The sequence below is a fragment of the Lichenicola sp. GTC18331 genome, assembly GCF_055386855.1.
Genome location: NZ_AP045015.1, coordinates 2,342,097 through 2,365,235 on the forward strand (window position 1 = coordinate 2,342,097; position 23,139 = coordinate 2,365,235).

The 23,139-nt window shown below is 66.8% G+C and carries 20 protein-coding genes; 10 read left to right on the forward strand and 10 right to left on the reverse strand.

The window, feature by feature from the left end; genetic code table 11:
• Positions 1-10: 10 nt before the first annotated feature.
• The 5 genes from ACZ5BM_RS10695 to ACZ5BM_RS10715 form a co-directional block, all read right to left on the reverse strand.
• On the reverse strand, positions 11-1,027 hold the full coding sequence (locus ACZ5BM_RS10695) for an ABC transporter permease (protein WP_498907922.1): 1,017 nt from the start codon (positions 1,025-1,027) through the stop codon (positions 11-13).
• Positions 1,017-2,519: a sugar ABC transporter ATP-binding protein gene (locus ACZ5BM_RS10700; protein ID WP_498907923.1), complete on the reverse strand. Its 1,503-nt coding sequence runs from the start codon at positions 2,517-2,519 to the stop codon at positions 1,017-1,019. The genes ACZ5BM_RS10695 and ACZ5BM_RS10700 overlap by 11 nt, the downstream gene beginning before the upstream one ends.
• 79 nt (positions 2,520-2,598) lie before the next feature.
• Entirely contained in the window at positions 2,599-3,531 is a 933-nt protein-coding gene (locus ACZ5BM_RS10705) for a type 1 periplasmic-binding domain-containing protein (protein ID WP_498907924.1), read from the reverse strand.
• 41 nt (positions 3,532-3,572) lie between these two features.
• Positions 3,573-4,037 carry an RpiB/LacA/LacB family sugar-phosphate isomerase gene (gene derI, locus ACZ5BM_RS10710; RefSeq protein ID WP_498907925.1) on the reverse strand — a complete coding sequence of 155 codons (465 nt, stop codon included), beginning with the start codon at positions 4,035-4,037 and terminating at the stop codon, positions 3,573-3,575.
• The gene (locus tag ACZ5BM_RS10715; RefSeq protein ID WP_498907927.1) at positions 4,037-4,885 is read right to left on the reverse strand and encodes a DeoR/GlpR family DNA-binding transcription regulator; all 849 of its coding nucleotides are present in this window, start codon (positions 4,883-4,885) and stop codon (positions 4,037-4,039) included. The genes derI and ACZ5BM_RS10715 overlap by 1 nt, the downstream gene beginning before the upstream one ends.
• 320 nt (positions 4,886-5,205) lie before the next feature.
• Between ACZ5BM_RS10715 and rimP the strand changes: the two genes are divergently transcribed.
• The 5 genes from rimP (at position 5,206) to rbfA (ending at position 11,433) form a co-directional block, all read left to right on the forward strand.
• The gene (gene rimP, locus ACZ5BM_RS10720) at positions 5,206-5,892 is read left to right on the forward strand and encodes a ribosome maturation factor RimP (RefSeq protein WP_498911586.1); all 687 of its coding nucleotides are present in this window, start codon (positions 5,206-5,208) and stop codon (positions 5,890-5,892) included.
• A gap of 67 nt (positions 5,893-5,959) precedes the next feature.
• Positions 5,960-7,549, forward strand: coding sequence for a transcription termination/antitermination protein NusA (gene nusA, locus ACZ5BM_RS10725; RefSeq protein WP_498907928.1), 1,590 nt, complete (start codon positions 5,960-5,962; stop codon positions 7,547-7,549).
• Positions 7,494-8,243 carry an RNA-binding protein gene (locus tag ACZ5BM_RS10730; RefSeq protein WP_498907929.1) on the forward strand — a complete coding sequence of 250 codons (750 nt, stop codon included), beginning with the start codon at positions 7,494-7,496 and terminating at the stop codon, positions 8,241-8,243. Before nusA ends, ACZ5BM_RS10730 begins: the two co-directional genes overlap by 56 nt.
• Entirely contained in the window at positions 8,240-10,975 is a 2,736-nt protein-coding gene (gene infB / locus ACZ5BM_RS10735) for a translation initiation factor IF-2 (protein WP_498907931.1), read from the forward strand. The genes ACZ5BM_RS10730 and infB overlap by 4 nt, the downstream gene beginning before the upstream one ends.
• The gene (rbfA, locus tag ACZ5BM_RS10740) at positions 10,972-11,433 is read left to right on the forward strand and encodes a ribosome-binding factor A (RefSeq protein WP_498907933.1); all 462 of its coding nucleotides are present in this window, start codon (positions 10,972-10,974) and stop codon (positions 11,431-11,433) included. Before infB ends, rbfA begins: the two co-directional genes overlap by 4 nt.
• Positions 11,434-11,720: 287 nt before the next feature.
• On the opposite strand, the gene ACZ5BM_RS10745 is transcribed toward rbfA, so the two are convergent.
• On the reverse strand, positions 11,721-13,217 hold the full coding sequence (locus ACZ5BM_RS10745; RefSeq protein ID WP_498907934.1) for a peptide MFS transporter: 1,497 nt from the start codon (positions 13,215-13,217) through the stop codon (positions 11,721-11,723).
• A gap of 219 nt (positions 13,218-13,436) precedes the next feature.
• Here ACZ5BM_RS10745 and ACZ5BM_RS10750 point away from each other — a divergent pair, with 219 nt between their 5' ends.
• Entirely contained in the window at positions 13,437-14,492 is a 1,056-nt protein-coding gene (locus ACZ5BM_RS10750; RefSeq protein ID WP_498907935.1) for a saccharopine dehydrogenase family protein, read from the forward strand.
• On the opposite strand, the gene ACZ5BM_RS10755 is transcribed toward ACZ5BM_RS10750, so the two are convergent.
• Both ACZ5BM_RS10755 and ACZ5BM_RS10760 read right to left on the reverse strand, forming a co-directional pair.
• On the reverse strand, positions 14,493-15,233 hold the full coding sequence (locus ACZ5BM_RS10755) for an ATP-binding cassette domain-containing protein (protein ID WP_498907936.1): 741 nt from the start codon (positions 15,231-15,233) through the stop codon (positions 14,493-14,495).
• A gap of 1 nt (position 15,234) precedes the next feature.
• Positions 15,235-16,278 carry a hypothetical protein gene (locus tag ACZ5BM_RS10760; protein WP_498907937.1) on the reverse strand — a complete coding sequence of 348 codons (1,044 nt, stop codon included), beginning with the start codon at positions 16,276-16,278 and terminating at the stop codon, positions 15,235-15,237.
• Positions 16,279-16,618: 340 nt separating this feature from the next.
• On the opposite strand from ACZ5BM_RS10760, the gene truB reads away from it, so the two are divergent.
• The 4 genes from truB to ACZ5BM_RS10780 all read left to right on the forward strand — a co-directional run bounded on the left by truB (position 16,619) and on the right by ACZ5BM_RS10780 (position 21,861).
• Positions 16,619-17,539: a tRNA pseudouridine synthase B gene (gene truB / locus ACZ5BM_RS10765; RefSeq protein ID WP_498907939.1), complete on the forward strand. Its 921-nt coding sequence runs from the start codon at positions 16,619-16,621 to the stop codon at positions 17,537-17,539.
• A gap of 22 nt (positions 17,540-17,561) precedes the next feature.
• Complete coding sequence (gene rpsO, locus ACZ5BM_RS10770; protein WP_422864064.1) at positions 17,562-17,831, forward strand: 30S ribosomal protein S15; 270 nt, start codon at positions 17,562-17,564, stop codon at positions 17,829-17,831.
• A gap of 227 nt (positions 17,832-18,058) precedes the next feature.
• Entirely contained in the window at positions 18,059-20,251 is a 2,193-nt protein-coding gene (gene pnp / locus ACZ5BM_RS10775; RefSeq protein ID WP_498907940.1) for a polyribonucleotide nucleotidyltransferase, read from the forward strand.
• Between the two features lie 197 nt (positions 20,252-20,448).
• A complete protein-coding gene (locus tag ACZ5BM_RS10780; RefSeq protein WP_498907941.1) occupies positions 20,449-21,861 on the forward strand; it encodes an NAD(P)H-dependent flavin oxidoreductase in 1,413 nt (470 codons plus the stop codon).
• A gap of 73 nt (positions 21,862-21,934) precedes the next feature.
• On the opposite strand, the gene ACZ5BM_RS10785 is transcribed toward ACZ5BM_RS10780, so the two are convergent.
• Both ACZ5BM_RS10785 and rdgB read right to left on the reverse strand, forming a co-directional pair.
• On the reverse strand, positions 21,935-22,435 hold the full coding sequence (locus ACZ5BM_RS10785) for a hypothetical protein (RefSeq protein WP_498907942.1): 501 nt from the start codon (positions 22,433-22,435) through the stop codon (positions 21,935-21,937).
• 89 nt (positions 22,436-22,524) lie between these two features.
• Positions 22,525-23,136, reverse strand: coding sequence for a non-canonical purine NTP pyrophosphatase (rdgB, locus tag ACZ5BM_RS10790; protein ID WP_498907943.1), 612 nt, complete (start codon positions 23,134-23,136; stop codon positions 22,525-22,527).
• Positions 23,137-23,139 lie beyond the last annotated feature (3 nt).

Below are 23,139 nucleotides of genomic sequence, written 5' to 3' on the forward strand. Positions count from 1 at the left end.
GCGTGCAGGTTCAGGCGTCGCGCAGGATGGTGCGTCGGGCGATCGCGTCGAACGAGATCGCGATCACCACGATTCCGCCGCTGACGATCGACTGCCAGTAGGGAGAGATGCCGAAGAGAACGATGATGTTCTCGATGATGCCGATGATCACGGCGCCCAGCACCGCGCCGAACGGGCTGCCGAGACCGCCGGTTGTGGCGACGCCGCCGATCACCGCCGCCGCGATCGGCGCCAGCACCCAGTTGTCGCCGATGGAGGGCTGGGCGCTGCCCAGCCGCGCCACCATCAGGATGCCCGCCAGCGCCGACAGGAACCCGGCGAAAGCGAAGGCGCCGGTGCGGATCGCGTTCACGCGTATGCCCAGCATGCGCGCGGCTTCGGGATTGCTGCCGATCGCATAGACGTAACGGCCGAGCGGCGTTCGCCGCATCACCAGCATGGTGAGAACCAGACAGGCCAGCATGATGACGAATGGCAGCGGAACGCCCGCCAGCGTGCCGCTGCCCAGGACGGAAATGGCCGACGGGATGCCGGTGATCGCCACGCCCTTGGTCGCCACCAGGATGGTGCCGCCGAAGACGCCGGCCATGCCGATGGTCAGCACGAGGGAGTGCAGTCCGAGCCGCGTCACCAGCGTGCCGTTGACGGCACCGCACAGCCCGCCGAGCAGCAGGCAGAGTCCGAATGCCAGGAACGGATCAACTCCGAACTGCACCATCAGCGTGCCGCCGGCAATGCCGGACAGGCCGCCGATCGCGCCGACGGACAGGTCGAGTTCGCCCAGGATCATCAGCACCGACTGGCCGATCGTCACCAAGCCGATGAAGGCGAGCGACCGGGCGATGATCATCATGTTGAAGCGGGTCAGGAAATAGGGCGAGACCAGCGAGGCGACCACGAAGATGACGACCAGCGCCGTGACGACGCCCGCCAGCGGATTCGCAGCGAGGTGCGACAGCAGGGCGCGGGCGTCGAAGGAGCGCCGGGGGGACGGTTCGAGGGTGTGCGGCACGGTCTCAGGCGACATGGCGGCTCTCCCCGGCGCCGATGATGGCGCCGACCAGGGTGTCGGTAGGTGTGGTGGCGGGATCGAAATCGCCGTTGATGCGACCAGCATGGAGGGTGACGATGCGCGACGCGCAGCGCAGCAGCTCCGTCATCTCGGACGAGACGAGGATGATGCCCACGCCCTCCTCCGCCAGCTGCTGCATGATCCGGTAGATCTGGAACTTGGTGCCGATATCGATGCCCTTGGTCGGCTCGTCGAAGATCAGCAGACGCGGGCGGCGCGCCATGGCCCGGCCGATGATCGCTTTCTGCTGATTCCCGCCGGACAGGAAACGGATCTTCTTTTCCGGCGACGCGGTGCGTACGTCGAAATGCTTGATCACCGCGCCGATCGCGTCGCGTTCGCGCGACGGCGACAACAGGCCGCCGCGAGACAGCTGATCCAGGATCGAGACGCCGATGTTCTCGCGCACGCTGAGCAGCGGAAAGATGCCGTGATGCTTGCGCTCTTCCGACAGGTAGACCATGCCGCGCGCCACCGCCCGGTCGGTGCGGCCGGCAGGGATTTCCGTCCCGTCCAGCACGCAGCGTCCCGACCGGGCGCGCCGGTAGCCGAACATGGTCTGCATGATCTCGGAGCGGCCGGCGCCGACCAGCCCGGCGAAACCGAGGATCTCGCCGCGGCGAAGCTGAAATGAGATGTCGTGGAAGCCGGGGCCGTTCAGGTTCTCTACCGACAGCATCACGGCGCCGGGCGCCGTTCTCGGCTGGAACCGTTCCTCCAGCACGATGTCCGATCCGGACATCAGTTGCACGAGGCGTCGCTCGGTCATGCCTTCCATGTCGAACGTGCCGACGCTGCGGCCGTTGCGGAGCACGGTCACCGTGTCGCCGAGCGCGAAGATCTCCTCCATCTTATGCGACACGAACACGATGGCGACGCCTTCGTCGCGGAACCCACGCACGATGGAAAACAGATGGGCGGTCTCGGACGCGGTCAGCGACGAGGTCGGCTCGTCCAGGATCAGCACGTCGAAACTGTTCCGGCTGGCGGCGCGGGCGATCTGCAGAAGCTGCTGGTCCGGCACGCTGATCCGGCCGACCCGATCGTCCGGGCGGGCGCGGATGCCGAAGCGCTTCAGTGTGGCATCCGCCGCGGTGCGGATCGCCGTGCGCGACTGCACGATCCGGCCGAAATTGTGCCGCGAAAACGGAATGAACAGGTTCTCGGCGACGCTCATGGAGCCGAACAGGTTCAACTCCTGCGGCACATAGGCGATCTTCTCGAACAGGGTCCGGTCGCTCGCGGCGTCCCGTCCGCCGATCAGCACCCGGCCTTCGTCGGGGGTGACGAGTCCGGTCAGGGTCTTGATCAGGGTCGATTTACCGGCCCCGTTCTCGCCGGCCAGGATATGGATCTTGCCGGGTTCGAGCGTCAGATCGACATGGTCCAGGGCGACCACGCCGGGATAGGCTTTACGCACGGCCTCGACGACGACGATCTCCGCCATGGACGTCCTCCTGTTCCGCGATACGGGAAGCGTTCGCGATGCCGCGCCGCCGTTGATCGCGACGGCGCGGCGTTCACGGTTACAGGGACTGCTTCGTCAGCACGTCGATGCCGGTGTCGATGAATTTCGGCGTCTTCTGGCCGATCGCCTTCTGCCAGGCGGCGATCACCGCCCAGTAGCCCTGCATCTCCGGCCGGCTCGATGCCGAAGAGTCTGCCACTCCGTCCTTGATCAGCGCGATCATGTCGTTGAGGTTGTCCATCCCCACTTCCTTGACCTTACCGGTGGCGCCGCTCTCGCGGATGGCCTGGCCGATGCCGACCGGACCCGCCGCGTCGCAGGCGACCCAGCCGGCCAGCTTCGGATGCGACTGCATGATCGCGGAGGCCTGCTTCTGCGCCGTCTCGATGTTGTCGTTATCGATTCCGGTGGCGACCACCGAGACGTTCGGATAGCGGGCGAACACCTTCTTCTCGCATTCGGCGCGCACGGCATGGTTGGGTGCGGTTGGCACGCCCATCATGATCGCGACCTCGCCTTTCTCGCCGATCAGCTTCACCAGACGCTCTGCGGCCATGGTGCCCTGTTCGCAGAAATCGGCGCCCACCGCGGTGACGTCGAGGCCGGCCGGGGCGGGAGAGTCGAAGATGGTCAATCCGACGCCCTGCTGGATCGCCTCTTCCATCGCGGCTCGATTGCCGTTCGCGTCGAGCGGATCGAGCAGGATGCCAGCCGGATGCGTGGCGATGGAGCGTTCGATGATGTCGTTCTGCGCTGCCACGTCGGCAGTCTGCGGTGCTGCATAATCCACCGTCACGGTGCGCCCGGCGGCTTTGCTGAGCACGGCGGCGGCCTGCTTGGCGCCGTCATTGACCTTGTCGAACCACGGATGGACGGTCTTGGGGATCAGCACGAAACGCAACGGGCCGCCGCCATCCGCCGCCTGTGCGGCGAGCGGCATGGCGGCGATCCCGAGAAGGGCGGCGGCGCAAAGCAAAGTGTGACGTTTCATCCCGATTTTTCCTTATGGTTTTTATGGAGAGGGGAGCACGCTTACCTGTCGGCGTTGTATTTCCGGTCGAGTGCCTCCATGGCTGCGACATTGCGCGCCGAAGCGCTGTTCGGGTCGAACCGGCAACGCAGGAACGCGTCGGCGATCGCCTTGGCCAGTTCCGGGCCGATCACCCGGGCGCCCATGGTGATGATGTGGGCGTCGTTGCTGAGCGCGGCGCGTTCGGCGGAATAGGTGTCGTGCGTGTGCGCGGCGCGGATGCCGGGAATCTTGTTGGCCGAGATGCACACGCCGATGCCGGTGCCGCAGCACAGGATGGCGCGGTCGTAGCGGCCGGCCAGCACCGCCTGTGCGGCGCGCTCGGCCAGCGACGGGTAGAGTTCCGCTTCGCCGTTGTCCGGCTTGGAGATGTCGTCCACCGTCCAGCCCTCGTTCTTGCCCAGATGGGCGGCGAGGATGGCGGCCAGGGAGTCTCCGGCGCTGTCGCCGCCGATTGCAATACGCATCACGAATGTCCTTCAGGCGCGTGGGGCGCCGATACGGGGGATGGGAAACCGTCCGGGGAAGCGGGCGAGGGGGCGATCCGCAACACGATCCCGGCATCGAGCAGCCGGTGGCGGATGGGCTGGGGCAGCGCGTCGTCGGAGATCACGACGTCGAATGCCGATAAAGGTGCCAGCAGGTTCAGCGCGCTCTGGTCGAACTTGGAGCTGTCGGCCAGCAGCACGCGCCGTTCGACGATCTCCATCATCGCCAGCTTGGCCCGGATCACCCCCTGTTCCTGATGGAACGCCGTGCTGCCGTGGATGGCCGAGGCGGACATGAACAGGGTGTTGGCGCGCAGCATGGCGATGGCCTGCTCGCATTGCGTGCCGAAGAAGGCGTCGAAGCGGGGTTCGTACTGGCCGCCGAGACCGATCAAGGTCACTGGCTTCATGCCGGAAAGCCGGCCTGAAATCCCGAGGCTGTTTGTGATCACGGTCAGATCGCCCAGACGGCCCAGATGGTCGCACAGCAGCGAGACCGTGGTGGAGTCGTCCAGCACGACGATCTCTCCGGGCGCGATCAGCCGGGCGGCTGCTGCGGCGATGGCGCGCTTTGCCCCCGTGCCCCGCCGGGCGCGATGCAGCACGCTGGCCTCTACGCGCGGATCAGACAGTGTGGTCACGCCGCCATGCACCCGTCGGACCAGATTATCGCTCGCCAGGGCTTCCAGGTCGCGATGCACGGTCATGCGGCTAATCGAAAAGTGACGCACCAGTTCTTCGGCCTGCGCGCTGCCGTGCTCGACCACGAAATCGAGAATGGCGCGGCGTCGCGTGGCGACGATGCCGGTCTCGGTGCGGCTGCTCACGGGGTGGTCCGGATGGTGGGAGGGTGGATCGGCATCGTCTGGTGAAATCGGCGGATCAACGTATCAAATGTATCATCCTTATATCGTTAGATTGGCCTCCCGCGCAATGTCCGGTCGTTCGATGATACATTTTTGATAAGGGAGAGAAATTCGCCCCTCGTGCGCGCTGCCGTAGTACGGCAAGCAGGGACGCCGGATGGGGCTATGGCGGGTGGCCAACGGAACGCTTGCCAGAACGAGCCGGCCGAACTAGGTATCGGGTCATTCACTGAAATCTCCGATTATTTGGGGGGTGGCCTTCGCGGGCCGCCTTTTTGGCTTTGGACACCGATCTTCATCTCACCGGCCTCGAAGCGCGCATTGCCGACAGCGTCGCGCCGACCCTGACCGATATGGGCTACGAACTGGTGCGCGTGTCCGTTCTGGGCCGCGACACCCCGACCGTGCAGATCATGGCCGACCGCGCCGACGGTTCGCTGATTGGCGTGGAGGATTGCGAGGCGATCTCCCATGCCGTCGGCGCCGTCCTGGATGTGGACGACCCGATCCCCGGCGCCTGGAACCTGGAAGTCTCGTCGGCCGGAATCGACCGTCCGCTGACCCGGGAGAAGGACTGGAACCGCTTCGCCGGCCATCTGGCCCGCGCGGAGACGCTGATGCCGATCGACGGGCGCAAGCGGTTCGCCGGCACCGCCATGGGGGCGGAGAACGGCGTCGCCCGGCTGCGCGTCGAGGATGGCACCGAGGTGTCGCTGCCTTTGGCCGAGATCCGCAAGGCGCGTCTGGTGCTGACCGATGCTCTGATCGCCGCCACCGCGCAGATGTTCGGCGTTCCGGCCGAGGGCGAAAGCAAGGAGGCTGCGACCGACGGCGCGGCGGAGGCGCCGCGTCAGGCCGATGGCCGCCAGAAGGGGGCCAAGGTGGGCGGCGCCCGTGTCGGTGCGCAGAAGACGGCCCGCAAGCCGAAGGCGGGTCCGGGGCCGAAGCCGGGCCGCAAGGTCCATTGATCGCCCTGGGCGATCTCTCGTTTAACTCATCAGCAACGTCCGACGTTTAAGAAACACAGAGGTCACCATGGACACTGCCGTTTCCCGCCCCGAACTGCTTCTGGTCGCCGACGCCGTCGCGCGCGAGAAGGCGATCGACCGCGAAGAAGTGCTGGAAGCGATGGAGCAGGCCATCCAGAAGGCCGGTCGCGCCAAGTACGGCCACGAGAAGGACATCCGCGCCACCATCGACCGCAAGACCGGCGACGTCCGCCTGTCGCGCTGGACCGAGGCCGTGGAGGTGGTGGAGAACGAGGAAACGCAGATTCCCGTTCATATCGCCGCCAAGTTCAAGCCGGGCATCCAGGTCGGCGAGCACTTGGTGGACCCGCTGCCGCCGATCGATTTCGGCCGCATTGCCGCCCAGACCGCCAAGCAGGTGATCGTGCAGCGCGTGCGCGAATACGAGCGCAAGCGCCAGTACGACGAGTTCAAGGACCGCGTGGGCGAGATCGTCAACGGCACGGTCAAGCGCACCGAGTACGGCAATCTCATGGTGGAGATCGGTTCCGCCGAGGCGCTGCTGCGTCGCGACGAGCTGATCCCGCGCGAGAGCTTCCGCAATTCCGACCGCGTGCGCGCCTATATCTACGACGTGCGCGACGAGCCGCGCGGGCCGCAGATTTTCCTCAGCCGTTCGCACCCGGCCTTTTTGGCCAAGCTGTTCGCGCAGGAAGTGCCGGAAATCTACGACGGCATCATCGAGATCAAGGCCGTGTCCCGCGATCCGGGTTCGCGCGCCAAGATGGCGGTGATTTCCCGCGATGGCGCGATCGACCCGGTCGGCGCCTGCGTCGGTATGCGCGGTTCGCGCGTGCAGGCGGTGGTGCAGGAGCTGCAGGGCGAGAAGATCGACATCATTCCCTGGAGCCCGCAGGCCGCAACCTTCGTGGTAAACGCGCTGGCGCCGGCCGAAGTGTCCAAGGTGGTGATGGACGAGGAAGCCGGCCGCGTGGAAGTGGTGGTGCCGGACGAGCAGCTTTCGCTGGCGATCGGCCGTCGCGGCCAGAACGTGCGTCTGGCCTCGCAGCTGACCCGCTGGGACATCGACATCCTGACCGAGGCCGAGGAATCGGAGCGCCGCCAGGAAGAGTTCCGCCGTCGCACCGGCACCTTCGTCGAGGCGCTGGACGTGGACGACGTGATCGCCGGCCTGCTGGTGACCGAAGGCTTCAACACGGTGGAAGAGCTGGCCTATGTTCCGGTCGAGGAGCTGGGCGAGATCGAGGGTTTCGACGAGACGGTAGCCGAAGAGCTGATCCGTCGCGCCGAGGGCTTCCTGAACCGTCGCGAGGAAGAACTCGCTGAGAAGCACCAGGCGCTCGGCGTGACCGAGGATCTGATCGCGCTCGAGGTGTTTTCCAACCAGATGCTGGTGACGCTGGGCGAGAAGGGCGTGAAGTCGCTCGACGATCTGGCCGATCTCGCCGGCGACGAGCTGGTGGAGATCCTGGGCACGGACGCGATCGACGAGGATGCGGCCAACGAGATCATCATGCAGGCCCGCGCGCACTGGTTCGAAGGTGAAGAGGGTGCGGCCGCGGCCGAGACCGGCGAGCACGATGCGGACGTCGCCGAGGGCGAGGTTGCGGAAGACGGGGAGACTTCCCACGTCTGATCCTGATCCCGAACCGGATGACGCGGCCGATGCCGCGGCGGAGCCCGAGACCGGGCCGCTGCGGCGCTGCATCGTCACGCGCGAGCGGTTGCAGAAGGAGCGGATGATCCGTTTCGTTCTGTCGCCCGATCGCGTGTTGACCCCGGACCTGGGCGCGCGTCTGCCCGGACGGGGAATCTGGTTGAGTGCAAATGGGGATGTGCTAGAAACCGCCCGGACGCGTGGAGCGTTCGCCAGGGCCGCTCGTGGGCAGGTCACGATCCCCCAGGATCTTCCTGCCCTTCTGCAAGCCGGGTTGCTCCACCGTATCGCCGATCTTCTCGGCCTGGCGAGGCGCGCGGGACAAACCGTCTGCGGCTACGCCAAGACGCGCGAATGGATCGTCGGTGGGCGTGCGGCGGTGATCGTGCAGGCGATCGACGGAAGTCCGGACGAGCGGCGCAGGATAGTGTCGGGAGCGCGATCGCTTCCGGTGGTGTCCGTGATGACCGCGACGAGGCTGGCCGCCGCCTTCGGGCGCGACCATGTGGTGCATGCGGCGCTGTCGCGAGGGGCTTTGGCCGATCGCCTCGTCGTGGAGAGTGGGCGATTTGCGGGGCTCGCCGGGTTGGCGGTTCCGGTCCGGCAGGCGGACGACACGCAGACAAGCGCGGTCGACGAGCAGCCGGGTGGGTTTGAACGGGCGGGTGTATGAGCGAAGGTAACGATCAGGATCAGGGCAAGGGGCGTCTTTCCCTCCGGCCGGCGTCGCGTCTCGAAGTGGGACGCACGGTGGATGGCGGGCAGGTTCGACAGAGCTTCAGCCATGGCCGTTCGAAGGTTGTGCAGGTCGAGGTGCGCAAGAAGCGCGGCCCGACCCCGACGCCGGGTGCAGGTCCCGCCGGTGGTCCGGTGCGTGCCGGTGCAGGCCGTCCGGCCGGCGCCGGTCGCGCGCTGACCGCGTCCGAGCTGGCGACTCGCCAGCGCGTGCTCGAAGAGCAGCAGAAGGAAGCCGCCCGCCGGGAGGCGGAACGCCGCGAGCAGGAAAAGATCAGCATCCTGTCCGCCGCCGAGGAAGCGCGTCGCGCGGCCGAGGAAGCCAAGCGGGCCGCCGAGGATGCCGCACGCGCCGCGGAGGCCGAACAGGCCCGCGCCCGTGCAGAAGCGGAAGACGCACGTCGCGCCGAGGCCGACCGTGCCGAGGCCGAGCGCGTGGAAGCCGCCAGGACGACGGCGTCTCAGCCGGCTGCCCCGCAGGCGCCTGCCGAGCCGGCTGCGCCGGTGCAGACCGGCCCGATCACCACGGGCGGCATCACCATCCTGCCGACCGAACCGCTGCGCACCATCGCGTCGCGCGCCGTCGGTCATGCGCCGGTGATCAATACCCGCCCGGGTTCCTCTTCCACTGCCGCCCCGTCCGAGACCCTGCGTCTTCGTTCGGCGCGTCCCGAGGAAGACGACCGTCGTGGCGGTCCGGTGCGCCGTCCGGGTGCCGCCGTGCCGGCCCGCAAGGTGCCGGCCACCACCGCCCGCAAGGTCGGCGACCGCCGCATGAGCGGCCGCGTCGACGTGCAGGCCGCGATCGAGGGCGATGACGACAAGACGCGTTCGCTCGCCTCCGTGCGTCGCCAGCGCGACCGCGAGCGCCGTCAGGCCGAGCTGGAGCGTCTGCGCTCCGATCAGGTCCGCGTCGTTCGCGACGTGGTGCTGCCGGAAACCATCAGCGTGGCTGAACTGGCCAACCGTATGGCGACCCGTGCCGCCGACGTGATCAAGGCGCTCATGAAGATGGGCGTGATGGCCAACGTCACGCAGATTCTCGACGCCGACACCGCGGAACTGGTGATCCAGGAATTCGGCCATCGCGTGCGCCGCGTCGCCGAAAGCGATGTGGAGATCGGCATCGAGGGCGAGGAGGACGAAGACATCCTCCTGCTGCCGCGTGCACCGGTCGTGACCATCATGGGCCATGTCGACCACGGCAAGACGTCGCTTCTGGACGCGCTGCGCACCACCGACGTGGCGGGCGGCGAAGCCGGTGGCATCACCCAGCATATCGGCGCCTATCAGGTCGAGACCGCGAGCGGTTCGAAGATCACCTTCATCGACACGCCTGGCCATGAGGCCTTCACCGCCATGCGCTCGCGCGGAGCGTCGGTGACGGACGTGGTGATCCTGGTCGTCGCTGCCGATGACGGCGTCATGCCGCAGACCATCGAAGCGATCCGCCATGCCAAGGCGGCCGACGCCCCGATCATCGTCGCCATCAACAAGTGCGACAAGCCGGGCGCCAATCCGAACCGGGTGCGTCAGGAGCTGCTGCAGCACGACATCGTCGTCGAACAGATGGGCGGCGAAACCCAGGATGTGGAGGTTTCCGCGCTGAAGCGGACCGGCCTCGACAAGCTGGAAGAAGCCATCATGCTGCAGGCCGAAATCCTCGACCTGCGCGCCAATCCCGATCGCGCCGCCGAAGGCACGGTGGTGGAAAGCCGTCTCGATCGCGGCCGTGGCCCGGTGGCGACCGTGCTGGTGCAGAAGGGCACGCTCAACCAGGGCGACATCGTGGTGGCCGGCGCCGAATGGGGCCGGGTGCGCGCGATCGTCGACGACAAGAACAAGCAGATCAAGCAGGCCGGCCCGTCCGTGCCGGTGGAACTGCTGGGCCTGTCGTCGGTGCCGGGAGCCGGCGAACCCTTCGTGGTGGTGGAGAACGAGAACCGCGCCCGCGAGATCTCCGAATTCCGCCAGCGCAAGATCAAGGAAAAGCAGGCTGCCGGCATCACCGCCGCGCGTGGCACGCTGGACCAGATGCTCGCCCGCATCCAGGCTGGCGCGCAGAAGGAAGTCGCCCTGGTCATCAAGGCGGACGTGCAGGGCTCGTCCGAGGCGATCCAGGCCACCGTGCTCAAGCTCGAGCACGAGGAGGTCAAGGTCCGCGTGCTGATCGCGGGCGTGGGTCAGATCACGGAAAGCGACATCCAGCTCGCCAAGGCGTCCGATGCGGTGGTGGTGGCGTTTAACGTCCGCGCCACGTCGCAGGCACGCGAGATGGCGCAGCGCGATGGGGTCGAGATCCGCTACTACTCGATCATCTATCAGGTGGCCGACGACGTGGAGCAGCTGGTGAAGGGCAAGATTGCGCCCAAGCACCGCGAGAAGTTCCTGGGCTACGCCGAGGTCCGCAAGGTGTTCAACATCACCAAGACCGGCATGGTCGCGGGCTGCTACATCACCGAAGGCGTGGTCAAGCGCGGTTGCGGCGTGCGTCTGCTGCGCGACAACGTGGTCATCCATCAGGGCGATCTGTCGCAGCTCAAGCGCTTCAAGGACGATGTCCGCGAAGTGGCCCGCGGCTACGAGTGCGGCCTCTCCTTCGCCGGCTACAACGACCTTAAGGAAGGGGATGTGGTCGAGTGCTACGAGATGGAGCTGGTGCCGGCATGAGCCGCGGCTCCAGGAGCCGGACGGAACTGAAGGGACCGGCGGGGCAACTCGCCGGTTCTTCTTATTCCGGCGCCGGCGGCAAGGGTGGCGCCAAGGGCCCCTCGCAACGTCAGCTGCGTGTGGCCGAGGAGGTGCGTCACGTTCTGGCCGATCTGTTCACCCGCACCGAGTTCCGCGACCCGGAGCTGGCCGGCGTGCACGTCACCGTCACCGAGGTGCGGATCAGCCCGGATCTGAAGCACGCCACCGCCTTCGTGGCGCGTCTGGGTCGCACCGATATCGACGCGATCCTGCCGGCCCTGCGCCGCGCCGCGCCGTTCCTGCGTTCGGAACTCAGCCGTGCCGTGCGCCTGCGGGGCGTGCCGGAAATCCATTTCCAGCCCGACACCGCACTCGATTACGCGATGGAGATCGACGCTCTGCTCCGTTCGCCCGATGTGGCCAAGGATTTGGACTGAAGGATCAGCGTGAGGTGTTCCGTGCCAACGTGCTCGGATTCTGGCCGGTGTAGCGCCGGCACAGATTGAAGATGCTGAACACGTTGTCGCCGCCGAGGCGGCTGGCGGTCGCAATGACCGACGCAAATCTCGGCCACCAGCTTGCGCTCCATATGTGTGAGGTTTGCACCCCAGGCGCCGACAAACGGGTAGATTCGGCAGGCAGACGCGACGACTGATCGGCCGTCGACGTCAATCGGCAGGTTTGATCCTATCCAACCCTGCCGTTGAGAACGGCTCTATCCGCTTCAGGACGCGATCGTCTGCATGCCCCGTGCATGCGCCCGCTCGAGACGGCGCATCACCGGGATCAGCAGAGCCGCCAGCAGCGTCACCACGATGCCGAACTCCATCAGACCCAGGAACAGGTGATGGTAGATCGGCAGGGTTTCCTCCGGCGGCGCGGTGCGCAAGGCCGGCGGCAGGGCGGCCAGATTGGCCACGGCGCTGCCGATATAGAGCGCAGCACCATAGGCCACGAACAGCGCGCCCATCATGAAAGCGCTTAAACGCTGCGGCGTGTAGCGGGAGATCATCGCCAATGACAGGGCGCTAATCATCAGCTCTCCAGCGGAGATGAAGCTGTAGGCCAGCACCATCACCCAGGGGGACACACGTGCCGGCGCGGCGCTGCCGGTGGCTAGCCACCAGACCAGGAAGGCCGTCGTCACCAGCGCGAAACCGAGCAGGAATTTGGTGGAGATCTGTGGATCGCGGCCACGCTTGCCGAGCGTGCTGTAGAGCCAGGCCAGGACCGGGCTGAAGATCATGATCCAGATCGGATTCAGCGACTGGAACTGTGCCGCTGAGATATGCACCAGCGTGACGCCGCCGATCGACAGCGCCGGATCGACATTGCGCAGCGCGAACAAGGTCAGCGACGTCGCCTGCTGCTGGTAGAAGATGAAATAGGCTATCACTTCGACGATCAGCAGGCAGGCGATCAGCAGGCCTGGGCGTTCGTGCGGGGCGAGACGGCCGAACAGCCATGCCAGGATTCCGGCGGTGCAGAGACCGGCCACCCAGATGGTGAATCGTGCCACTTCCGGGTGCTGCAGCACGATCATCACGACGAGAATGGCGGCGATGACGCCCAGAAGGGTGAAGAGGGCAGTGCGGCCGGGAAGGGGACGAAAATCGGGCGCGGAGCCAATCGCGGACAGCCGCGTCCGCAGGAAGAAGAACACCAGCAGACCGGCGGCCAGCCCGATCGCCGATGTGCCGAACCCGGCATGCCAGCCGAAATGCGCGGCGATCACCGGAGACGACAGCAGCGAGATCGCCGAACCGACATTGATCGACATGTAGTAGAGCGTGAAGGCGGCATCGATCCGGCTATCGTCGCCTTCGTAGATGCGGCGCACCAGATTGGCGACGTTGGGCTTGAACATCCCGTTGCCGATCGAGATCGTGCCCATGCCGAGATACAGCAGCCAATGCTGTGCAGTGGGAATCCCCAGCAGCGCGTAGCCGAGACCGAGGCAGGTGGCACCGGCCACCATCGCCCTGCGCGATCCCAGCACCTGGTCGCCCAGCCAGCCGCCGATCGCCGGCGCGGCGTAGGTGAGCGCCGCGAAGGCGCCCCAGAGCAAATTGGCGGCGCCATCGTTGAAGCCGAGCTTCTGCACCAGGAACAGCAGCAGAAGACCCTGCATGCCGTAATAGCCGAAGCGTTCCCAAAACTCGATCGCGAGAACGACGGAGAATTGCTGCGTGCGGGTTGGCCCCGCAATGGTGGTTTGCATGGGGGACAATGCTAGCGCCCGGCGAGAGGGGCGTCGATGGCACCTCTTCCTGCCGTTCCGTCAGACCTTTGCAGCCAGTAGCTGCGTTTCTGCCGCGAGGCCGTTCTCCGTCCGAGCGATGTCGGCGCGGCGCCGAACCCTGCTTGCTCCGCGCCGTTTCCCGCCCGACCATCCCCGGATGGAGGCGCGAAGAACGCGCCCGATAAGAGGAGACATGGCATGTCCGGCGACTGGATGATCTACGGCGCCAATGGCTATACCGGTGAGCTGATCGCCCGCGAAGCGGCACGACGCGGCCTAAAGCCGGTGTTGGGAGGTCGCAACCGGGCAAGGATCGAGGCGCTGGCCGCCGAACTCGACCTGCCTTGCCGCGTGTTCGCCTTGGGCGCTCCCGAAGGAACGGCGCATCATCTGCACGACATCGCCCTGGTGCTGCATTGTGCCGGGCCGTTCTCGGCCACGGCCGCGCCGATGATGGCGGCCTGTCTGCTGGCGCATACGCATTATCTCGACATCACCGGGGAGATCGGCGTGTTCGAGCATGCGCAGTCGCTCGACCGTCAGGCGCGCGAGGCGGGGATCATTCTGTGTCCCGGCGTCGGCTTCGACGTGATCCCCACCGATTGCGTCGCCGCTGCGCTGAAGAAGGCGCTGCCGGACGCCACCACCCTGGCGCTCGGCTTCGACACACGCTCGCACCTGTCGCCCGGCACGGCGCGCACCACGGTGGAGGGACTCGCCCTGGGTGGGCGCATCCGTCGCGGCGGCCATATCGTCTCCGTACCTCTGGCGCACGAGACGCGGCGGATCGATTTCGGCCATGGCGAGAAGCTGGCCATGGCGATCGCCTGGGGCGACGTGTCCACCGCGTTCCACAGCACCGGCATCCCCGACATCGCCGTGTTCGTGCCGACCTCGCCCCGCATCGTGCGCGGCGCGCGGATCGCCAACCTGCTGCGTCCCGTGCTGCGTCTCCCGGCGGTGCAGCGTTTCCTGAAGCAGCGCATCGGCGGCAAGGCGATCGGGCCCGACGCGGAGCAGCGCGAACGTTTGCCGTCCTTCGTCTGGGGCGAAGCGCGCAACACGGAAGGAAAGACGCGCACAGCACGGATCCGCACCGCCAACGGCTATGCGCTCACCGTGACCGGATCGCTGACGGTGGTCCAGTACGTGCTGGAGACCGCCCCGGCTGGGGGCGCTTACACGCCGTCCAGGCTGGTCGGCGCCGATCTGGTGGAGCGGTTGCCGGGTTCCGGGCCGATGGTGATCGACTGATCAGCCAATCATGGCCGATGTGCCCATGACGGCGGCCATGACCATGGCCTCGACCCCACCCGGGCCTGCGATCTGGAGATCGAGCCGATCCCAACGATGGGCGATGCGGCCGTCCTCCACATAAACGAGATCGGTGCACAGACTGCCGAGCAGTTCGATCTGATGGGTAGAGAGGATTGCGGCGTGTCGTCCGGTCGCCACCATGCGTTGGAGAATCTGTCGCAGCCGCCAGCTCGAGACGGGATCGAGCCCGTTCAGGGATTCGTCCAGCACCAGCAGGGCTGGCGCACCCAGCAACGCCCCCGCCAGGGAGAGCTTGGCCCGGGTGCCGAGCGAGCAATGGGCCAGCGGCGTATCGAGCCATCGACGAAACCCGAGCACCGTGTCGAGTTCGGGCTCCGGCCAGTCGTCCACGGCGCAGCGGCGTACGGAGGCGACCATCTCCAGATAGTGCCGGCCGGTCAGTGCGGCGGGCAGCTCTGCCGGGTCCACGGCATAGCCGAGAGTGAACAGCGCGCGCTCCCGCTCCGTCACGATCGGATGGCCCCCGATCGCGACCGTGCCTGCCATCGCCGGGATCAGACCGGCGATGGCGCGCAGGATCGTCGATTTGCCGGAGCCGTTCGGACCGATCAGGCCGAGCAGTTGTCCGCCGTCGAGGCGGAGGGACACGTCCTCGATCGCGGTCCGGCCGCCATAACCGGCCGCCAGGCCGGAGAGTTCGAGCAGTGCGGGTGGCATTTCAGCGTATTCCCCGGACGAAGCGGCGGCGGGCGGCGCGCCACAGGACGGCGATCAGAATCATGAGCAGGAAGGTCTCGCTGATCCCGAGCCGGACTGCGTATTGGGCGGCCATGAAAAGAACGACGAAGTGCAGCAATCGGCCGGCGGTCGGCGAATCGGCCAGCCAGAGAGCGGTGACGATCAACAGCCCGTCGAGCGACAGCAAGGCGATCAGGCATCCGGCCGTGGTCGGGTCGTCGGGCGCCACGGCGAAGGCGGCCAGACCCGGCAGAACGAACCAGCCGAGCGACAGGGCGAGAGGCAGCCTGAGGACGCCCCATGCAGCACGCGCGAACGGAACCGGCAGCACGCGGAGCGCCGTCGCGCGAAGAGGATGGCAGCGCAGGGCGTAGAAGAACGTCACATGGCCGCCGACGGCCCCCACGAGAGCGGCCGGCCAGGCCGTGCCGGTTTGAAGGCTGCCGGCGATGCCCGTCCCGCCCAGGATCGCGAGCAGAAGGAGGCAGATCCTGATGTTGCCGGGGCCAAAGCCTTCCAGGGCCCAGTTGCCGAGCCAGCGTGGCCGCCTTTGGTCCAGCAGGGGCAGAAGAGTGGCGTGCCGGAAGCGGACCGTCCGCGATCCGCGATAGGTCGCGACATAGGGCGACACGGAGAAGCAGCCGAACGCGAAACCCATGGAGACGAGAATCAATCCCACCGGCGCGGTTTCGGCCATGTCCGTCCAGCGCACCAGCCAGCCTTCCAGCGTCACCGCCGACAGCATCGAGACGACCAGCAAGCCATAGGAGGGCAGGCAGCACAGAAGCAGAGCCTGGTGCCGATCCTGTGCGGACCAAGGCAGGCTCGCCAGCCAGGGTGCCGCCAGTTCCTGCCGTGCGGTCCGGGTCGTGGAGCGTCCGATCCAGAAGCCGGCCAGCAGCGCCGCCGTCGAGGCCAGAGCACGGACCAGAACCGTCCGCTGGACGATGAAGAATGCGATCGCGTTCCGGTCGTCCCAAAGGTTTCCGGCTAACGCGAGGCAGACCAGGACAAGCGCAAGCACGAAGCTCAGCCGCTGCCGGACCGAGGTGCCGACGCAACTGCCGATGAAGAGCCGCCAGCGCGACAATCGAAGGCGCAGAAAAAGGGTGGCGGGCCTGATCACGGCGACAGGATGGAAGAACGGGCGGAACCCGACAATCCGTCATCGCAACGGATGAACGGCCGTCATTGCGAGGCGGTCTCCCGACGAGAAGGGAAGCTCCAGACCGGAGGAGCGCGTTGCCTCGAGCCGGAATGCTCGTCCGACGCGTCTCGGGCATGTCTCCGTTTCGTTTGCCCCCCGCACGCGGCTCGTCTACACGCACCCGCTTTCCGAACCATCGAACGCGGGACCGAACAGAATGCGACGCAAGCGCGGACGCGCCCTTGACGGGTGGCTGATCGTCGACAAGCCCGCGGGCATGACCTCCACCGATGTGGTGAACAAGGTGCGACGGGGCTTCGACGCCCAGAAGGCCGGCCATGGCGGCACGCTCGATCCGCTCGCCACCGGGCTGTTGCCGGTTGCGTTCGGCGCGGCGACCAAGACCGTGCCCTACATCATGGACGGCACCAAGCTGTACCATTTCACGCTGCGGATCGGCGAGGCGCGCGATACGGACGATGCCGACGGGCAGGTGATCGCCACCTCCGACGTCAGGCCGACTGACCAGCAGTTCCGCGACGCGTTGCCGGCGTTCCGGGGCGAGATCATGCAGGTTCCGCCGATCTTCTCCGCCATCAAGGTGGCGGGCGAGCGCGCGTACGACATGGCGCGCGAGGGCCGGCCACCGGTTCTGGAGCCGCGCCCGGCGCGGATCGACCGGTTCGAGCTGATTGAGCGCGTGGACGAACACACGGCGATCTTCGAGGTGCAGTCGGGCAAAGGCGTCTACATGCGCTCGCTGGCCCGCGACCTCGCGGTGGCCTGCGGTACGGTGGGCCATGTGGCCGGTCTGCGCCGCCTGCGCGTGGGGCCGTTCCACGAGAAGGATGCGATTTCCCTGGACAAAATCCTGGCGACGGAGGACAACGCGCCCGCCTCGCCGGAGCTGCTGCTGCCGGTCGCGACCGCGCTGGCCGACATCCCGGCGCTGGCCCTGACCAGCAGCGAAGCGGCAAGCCTCCAGCATGGCCAGGCGATCAGCCTGGTCGAACTGATGGGCCGGATTCCAGACACGGCCGATCCCGCAGGCGGGATCGCCCGGGCCATGGACGGCAGGCGCGTGATCGGACTCTGCCGACTCGAAGACGGGTGGCTGCGTCCGGAACGCCTTCTCTAACCATCGTTCCCGGAGAACCACGATGTCGATCACTGCCGAGCGCCGTACCGCTCTCATCAAGGACTACAAGACCGGCGAAGCCGATACCGGCTCACCCGAAGTGCAGGTTGCGCTGCTCACCGAGCGCATCACCAACCTGACCGAGCACCTGAAGACCCACGCGAAGGACTTCCATTCGCGCCGTGGCCTGCTGATGCTGGTCGGCCGCCGCCGCCGCCTGCTGGACTACGTGAAGCGCAAGGAAGTGGCGCGCTACGAGGCGCTGATCGCCCGTCTGGGTCTGCGTCGCTAACAGCCGATCCAGGGGCTTTGCCCCTGGACCCCACAAAAGGGCAGTCGCCCTTTTGAAACCCAATTGCTAGAACAACTGGGTGTCCAGAGGGCTTCACCCTCTGGCGGGTCCAGGGCGGAGCCCTGGCACAACCACGGCGGACCAGTCCGGCGTTTCAGGCCACATGGGGTCCCCTCTCCATGCCGTCCGAAACGTCGCCGTCCGTCCCAAACCTCAAGGACAAACCGATGTTCGACTTCTACCGCAAGGAAATCGAGTGGGGCGGCCGCACCCTCGTTCTGGAAACCGGCAAGATCGCCCGTCAGGCCGACGGCGCCGTGCTGGCGCATTACGGCGACACCATCGTGCTCTGCACCGCCGTCGGCGCGAAGAGCGTGAAGCCGGGCCAGGATTTCTTCCCGCTCACCGTGAACTACCAGGAAAAGGCGTTCGCCGCCGGCAAGATCCCGGGCGGCTTCTTCAAGCGCGAGGGCCGTCCGTCGGAGGCCGAGGTGCTGAACTCGCGCCTGATCGACCGCCCGCTGCGTCCGCTGTTCCCGGACAATTTCCGCAACGAGGTCCAGGTGGTCGCGACCGTGCTGTCGCATGACCTGGAGAACGATCCGGCGCTGGTCGCCATGATCGGTTGCTCGGCCGCGCTGACCCTGTCCGGCATTCCGTTCTTCGGCCCGATCGCGGGCTGCCGCGTCGGCTACAAGAACGGCGAGTACGTGCTGAACCCGACCCTGGCCGAGATCAAGGACAGCGAGCTGGACCTGGTTCTAGCCGGCACCGCCGAAGGCGTGCTGATGGTCGAGTCCGAAGCCTCCGAGCTGTCGGAAGAGGTGATGCTGGGCGCCGTGTCGTTCGGTCATGCCGCCTGCCAGCCGGTGATCGACGCCATCATCGCGCTCGCGGAGCATGCCGCGAAGCAGCCCTGGACCCTGGCCGAGCCCTCCGCCGAGGAGATCGCCCTCAAGGCCCGCGTCGACGCGTTGGGCCGTGCGGACATCGCCGAAGCCTACAGGGAGCGGATCAAGCAGAGCCGCTACGAGAAGGTCGGCGCCGCCAAGAAGCAGATCGCGGCCAAGCTCACCGCCGAGGGTCTCGACGCCGACAAGGCGAAGGGCTTCCTCAAGGAGCTGGAAGCCGACGTGGTGCGCGGCGCCATCCTGGATACCGGCCTGCGCATCGACGGCCGCGACACCAAGACCGTCCGTCCGATCGTCAGCGAAGTCGGCATCCTGCCGCGCGCGCACGGTTCGGCGCTGTTCACCCGTGGCGAGACCCAGGCGCTGGTGGTGACCACGCTCGGCACCGGCCAGGACGAGCAGGTGATCGACGCGCTGGAAGGCGAATACCGCTCCAACTTCATGCTGCACTACAACTTCCCGCCGTACTCGGTCGGTGAAGCCGGCCGCATGGGCTCGCCGGGCCGTCGCGAGATCGGCCATGGCAAGCTGGCGTGGCGCGCGCTGCACCCGCTGCTGCCGGGCAAGGAAGCCTTCCCGTACACGCTGCGCGTGGTCTCGGAGATTACCGAGAGCAACGGTTCGTCCTCGATGGCGACCGTGTGCGGCACCTCGCTGGCGCTGATGGATGCGGGCGTGCCGCTGAAGCGTCCGGTGGCGGGCATCGCCATGGGCCTGATCAAGGAAGATCGCGGCTTCGCGGTTCTGTCCGACATCCTGGGCGACGAGGATCATCTCGGCGACATGGACTTCAAGGTGGCAGGCACCGAGAACGGCGTCACCGCCCTGCAGATGGACATCAAGATCACGTCGATCACCCCGGAGATCATGAAGATCGCCCTGGAGCAGGCCCGCGACGGCCGCATGCACATCCTGGGCGAGATGGGCAAGGCGCTGACCGAGAATCGCGGCGGCGTCGCGGCCAACGCGCCGAAGATCACCGTGATCAACGTGCCGAAGGAGAAGATCCGCGACGTGATCGGCACCGGCGGCAAGGTGATCCGCGAGATCGTCGAGTTCTCCGGCGCCAAGATCGACATCGGCGATGACGGCACCATCAAGATCGCCGCCACCTCCGAAGAGCAGGCCAACAAGGCGATCAACCGCATCCGTGGCATCGTGGCCGAGCCGGAAGTGGGCGCGATCTATGACGGCAAGGTGGTGAAGACGGCCGATTTCGGCGCGTTCGTGAACTTCCTCGGCGCCCGCGACGGCCTGGTGCACATCTCCGAGCTGACCCAGGGCCGCGTCAACAAGACCACCGACGTGGTCAACAATGGCGACGCGGTGAAGGTGAAGGTTCTGGGCTTCGACGATCGCGGCAAGGTCAAGCTGTCCATGCGCGTGGTCGATCAGGCCACCGGCGCCGACATCTCCGAGCAGGTCGGACCGAAATCCGGCGGCCGCGAGGGTGGCGAAGGCGGCGAGCGTCGCGAGCGCGGCCCGCGTCGCGAGCGCAACGACGACTGAGCCTGACAAGGTTTGCAAAACGGCCCGGCCATCGCACGTCTTGCGGTGCCGGGCCGGCGTTGCAATCTGAGACAGGGACCATGTTCTGACGCCGCACCCGCTCCATGGGACGCAGGCGTCGATGAGACGCGAACGAGAGCGGGCGAAGAAAACGGGCTCAATGCCCGCGCCCAGGTGGGAAACGGCGGCACCGAGCGATGAAGACGATCAACGCGATCCGGATGGGCGGAGTGGACGTCCTGCCGCTGGTCGAGGGCGGCAAGGGCGTGTCGGTTTCCACCGGCATCTGTTCCGGCCATTGGGCTGCCGCCGACGGCGCCGGCACCATCTCGGTCGTCAATGCCGACAGCTACGACGAGCAGGGCCGGGTCATTCCGCAGCTCTACAAGGGACGCACCCGCCGCGACCGTCATGAGGAGATGGTCGAATACGCCATCTCCGGCGGCATCACCCAGGCGCAGCAGGCACACGAGCTGGCCGGCGGGCGCGGCCGCATCCACGCCAATATCCTGTGGGAGATGGGCGCCGCCGAGCGCGTCATCACCGGGGTGCTGGAAGGCGCCAAGGGGCTGATCCATGGCCTCACATGCGGCGCCGGCATGCCCTATCGCCTGAGCGACATCGCCGCCCGGTTCGGCATCCACTACTACCCGATCGTGTCCTCCGGCCGCGCCTTCAACGCGCTGTGGAAGCGCGCCTATCACAAGACCGCCGAGCTGCTCGGCGGCGTGGTCTACGAAGATCCCTGGCTCGCGGGTGGCCATAACGGCCTGTCCAACAGCGAAAGCCCGGATCGTCCTGAGCCGCCGCTGCCGCGCGTGCTCGAGCTGCGCCGCACCATGCGTTTGTTCGGGCTGGATCGGGTGCCGATCATCATGGCCGGCGGCGTGTGGTGGCTGGAGGAATGGGAGGACTGGATCGATAACCCCGATCTGGGCCCGATCGCCTTCCAGTTCGGCACCCGCCCGCTGCTGACGCGCGAAAGCCCGATCCCCGAGGCCTGGAAGCAGCGGCTGATGCAGCTCAAGGAAGGCGACATCTTCCTGAACAAGTTCAGCCCGACCGGATTCTACTCCTCTGCGGTGAAGAACGAGTTCCTGAACGATCTGCGCCGTCGCTCCGAGCGCCAGGTGGCCTTCTCGCCCGAGCCGGTCGGCGACCACACCGCAGCCTATCTGATCAGCGGCCGTCGTCAGGTGTTCCTGACCCCGCACGATCTCGATCGGGCCCGCGCCTGGGAGCAGAGCGGCTTCACCGAAGCGCTGCGCACCCCGGACGGCACGCTGGTGTTCGAGACCCGCGCCGCAGCGGCCGAGATCAACGCCGATCAGACCGCGTGCATGGGCTGCCTGTCGGAATGCCGCTTCTCCTCCTGGAGCCAGAAGGGGCCGACCTACACAAACGGCCACAAGGCCGATCCCCGCTCCTTCTGCATCCAGAAGACGCTCCAGGCGATCGGCCATGCAGCGGATGACGACGTGGAAGCCACCGAGCGCAACCTGCTGTTCAGCGGGCACAACGCATATCGCTTCGGGTCCGACCCGTTCTACTCCAACGGGTTCGTGCCGACGGTGAAACAGTTGGTCGAGCGGATTCTGAGCGGCAGGTAAGTCTTCTTTTCTGAAGAAAAGAGGCAAAAGACATTTTGAATGTTAAGGCCGCCCGGAAGGGCGGCCTTTTCGTTTATTTGGTGACGGTTTCGCCAATCGTGGTTTGCTGCGGAACGGGCGGCGAATGGAAGGCGGAGGCGCCGTTGTCCTTCACCGGACCCATGGTCGGTTCCGGCTGACGCACGCAGCCACGCAGGATCGGTGCGCACACGCCGTCCTGGCCGATCGCCTTGTCGTTGTCGCCCGTGTAGTGCACCTCGCTCACGCGATGGTTCACCACGCGGATATTGGCCGAGCAGTAGGTGCCGCTGCCACCCAGGGACACGCCACCCAGATTCAGCGGCAGCTCGACATTGAAGCCGCCGGTACCGCTCGGCTTGTAGACGTAGTTGAAGATCTGCGTGGCGTCGCTGAGCTGGACCGTCTTGTCCGGCGGTCCAGCGCACGCCACCAGATCAGCCTGCGACATGCCGATCATGCTGATCTGCGCCTGATGAGACAGCTTGGATGCGCCGTAACCGCAACCGGACAAAAGAACGGGAAGAACCAAACAGGCCCCACGGAAACCAGTCATGCGTGCTCCAACAGCGTTGCAACACGCAGAGTGAAGCGCGCGGGACGGCGGGACAATGGCAGCCGGCCCGAAAGGCGGCGCCGCTGCCGTCACGCTTGCGCCGGGAGGCAGGCCTCCTTGAATGCCGCGAAGGCACGGGCGCGATGGCTGATCGCGTTCTTTTCCGCTTCCAGCATCTCCGCGAAGCTGCGCCCGTCGCCGTTCGGCACGAAGATCGGATCGTAGCCGTGCCCGCCCGATCCGCGCGGCGGCCAGACCACAGTGCCGTCGATGCGCCCTTCGAACACGGCGTCGCGCCCGTCCGGCAGAGCCAGGCACAGCACCGCCACGAACCACGCCGACGGGTCCGCTTCCAGGGCGGCGCCACCCTCGTCGTGTACGCGCTGCATCGCCACCATCGGATTGCGTGCGGAACCGCCCCAGCGCGCGGAGAAGATTCCCGGCTGCCCGTCCAGCGCCGCAACGCAGAAGCCGGAATCGTCCGCCAGCGCCGGCAGGCCGGACGCCTTCGCCGCCGCATGCGCCTTCAGGCGCGCGTTGCCGACGAAGCTGGTTTCGGTTTCCTCCGGCTCCGTCAGATCGCACTCGGTAGCGGACACCAGCCTCACGCCCGTGCCCTCCAGGAGAGCGGCGAATTCGGCCAGCTTGCCCTTGTTGTGGCTGGCGAGAACCAGGCGGTCGCCGGACTGCAGACGGATCATCGT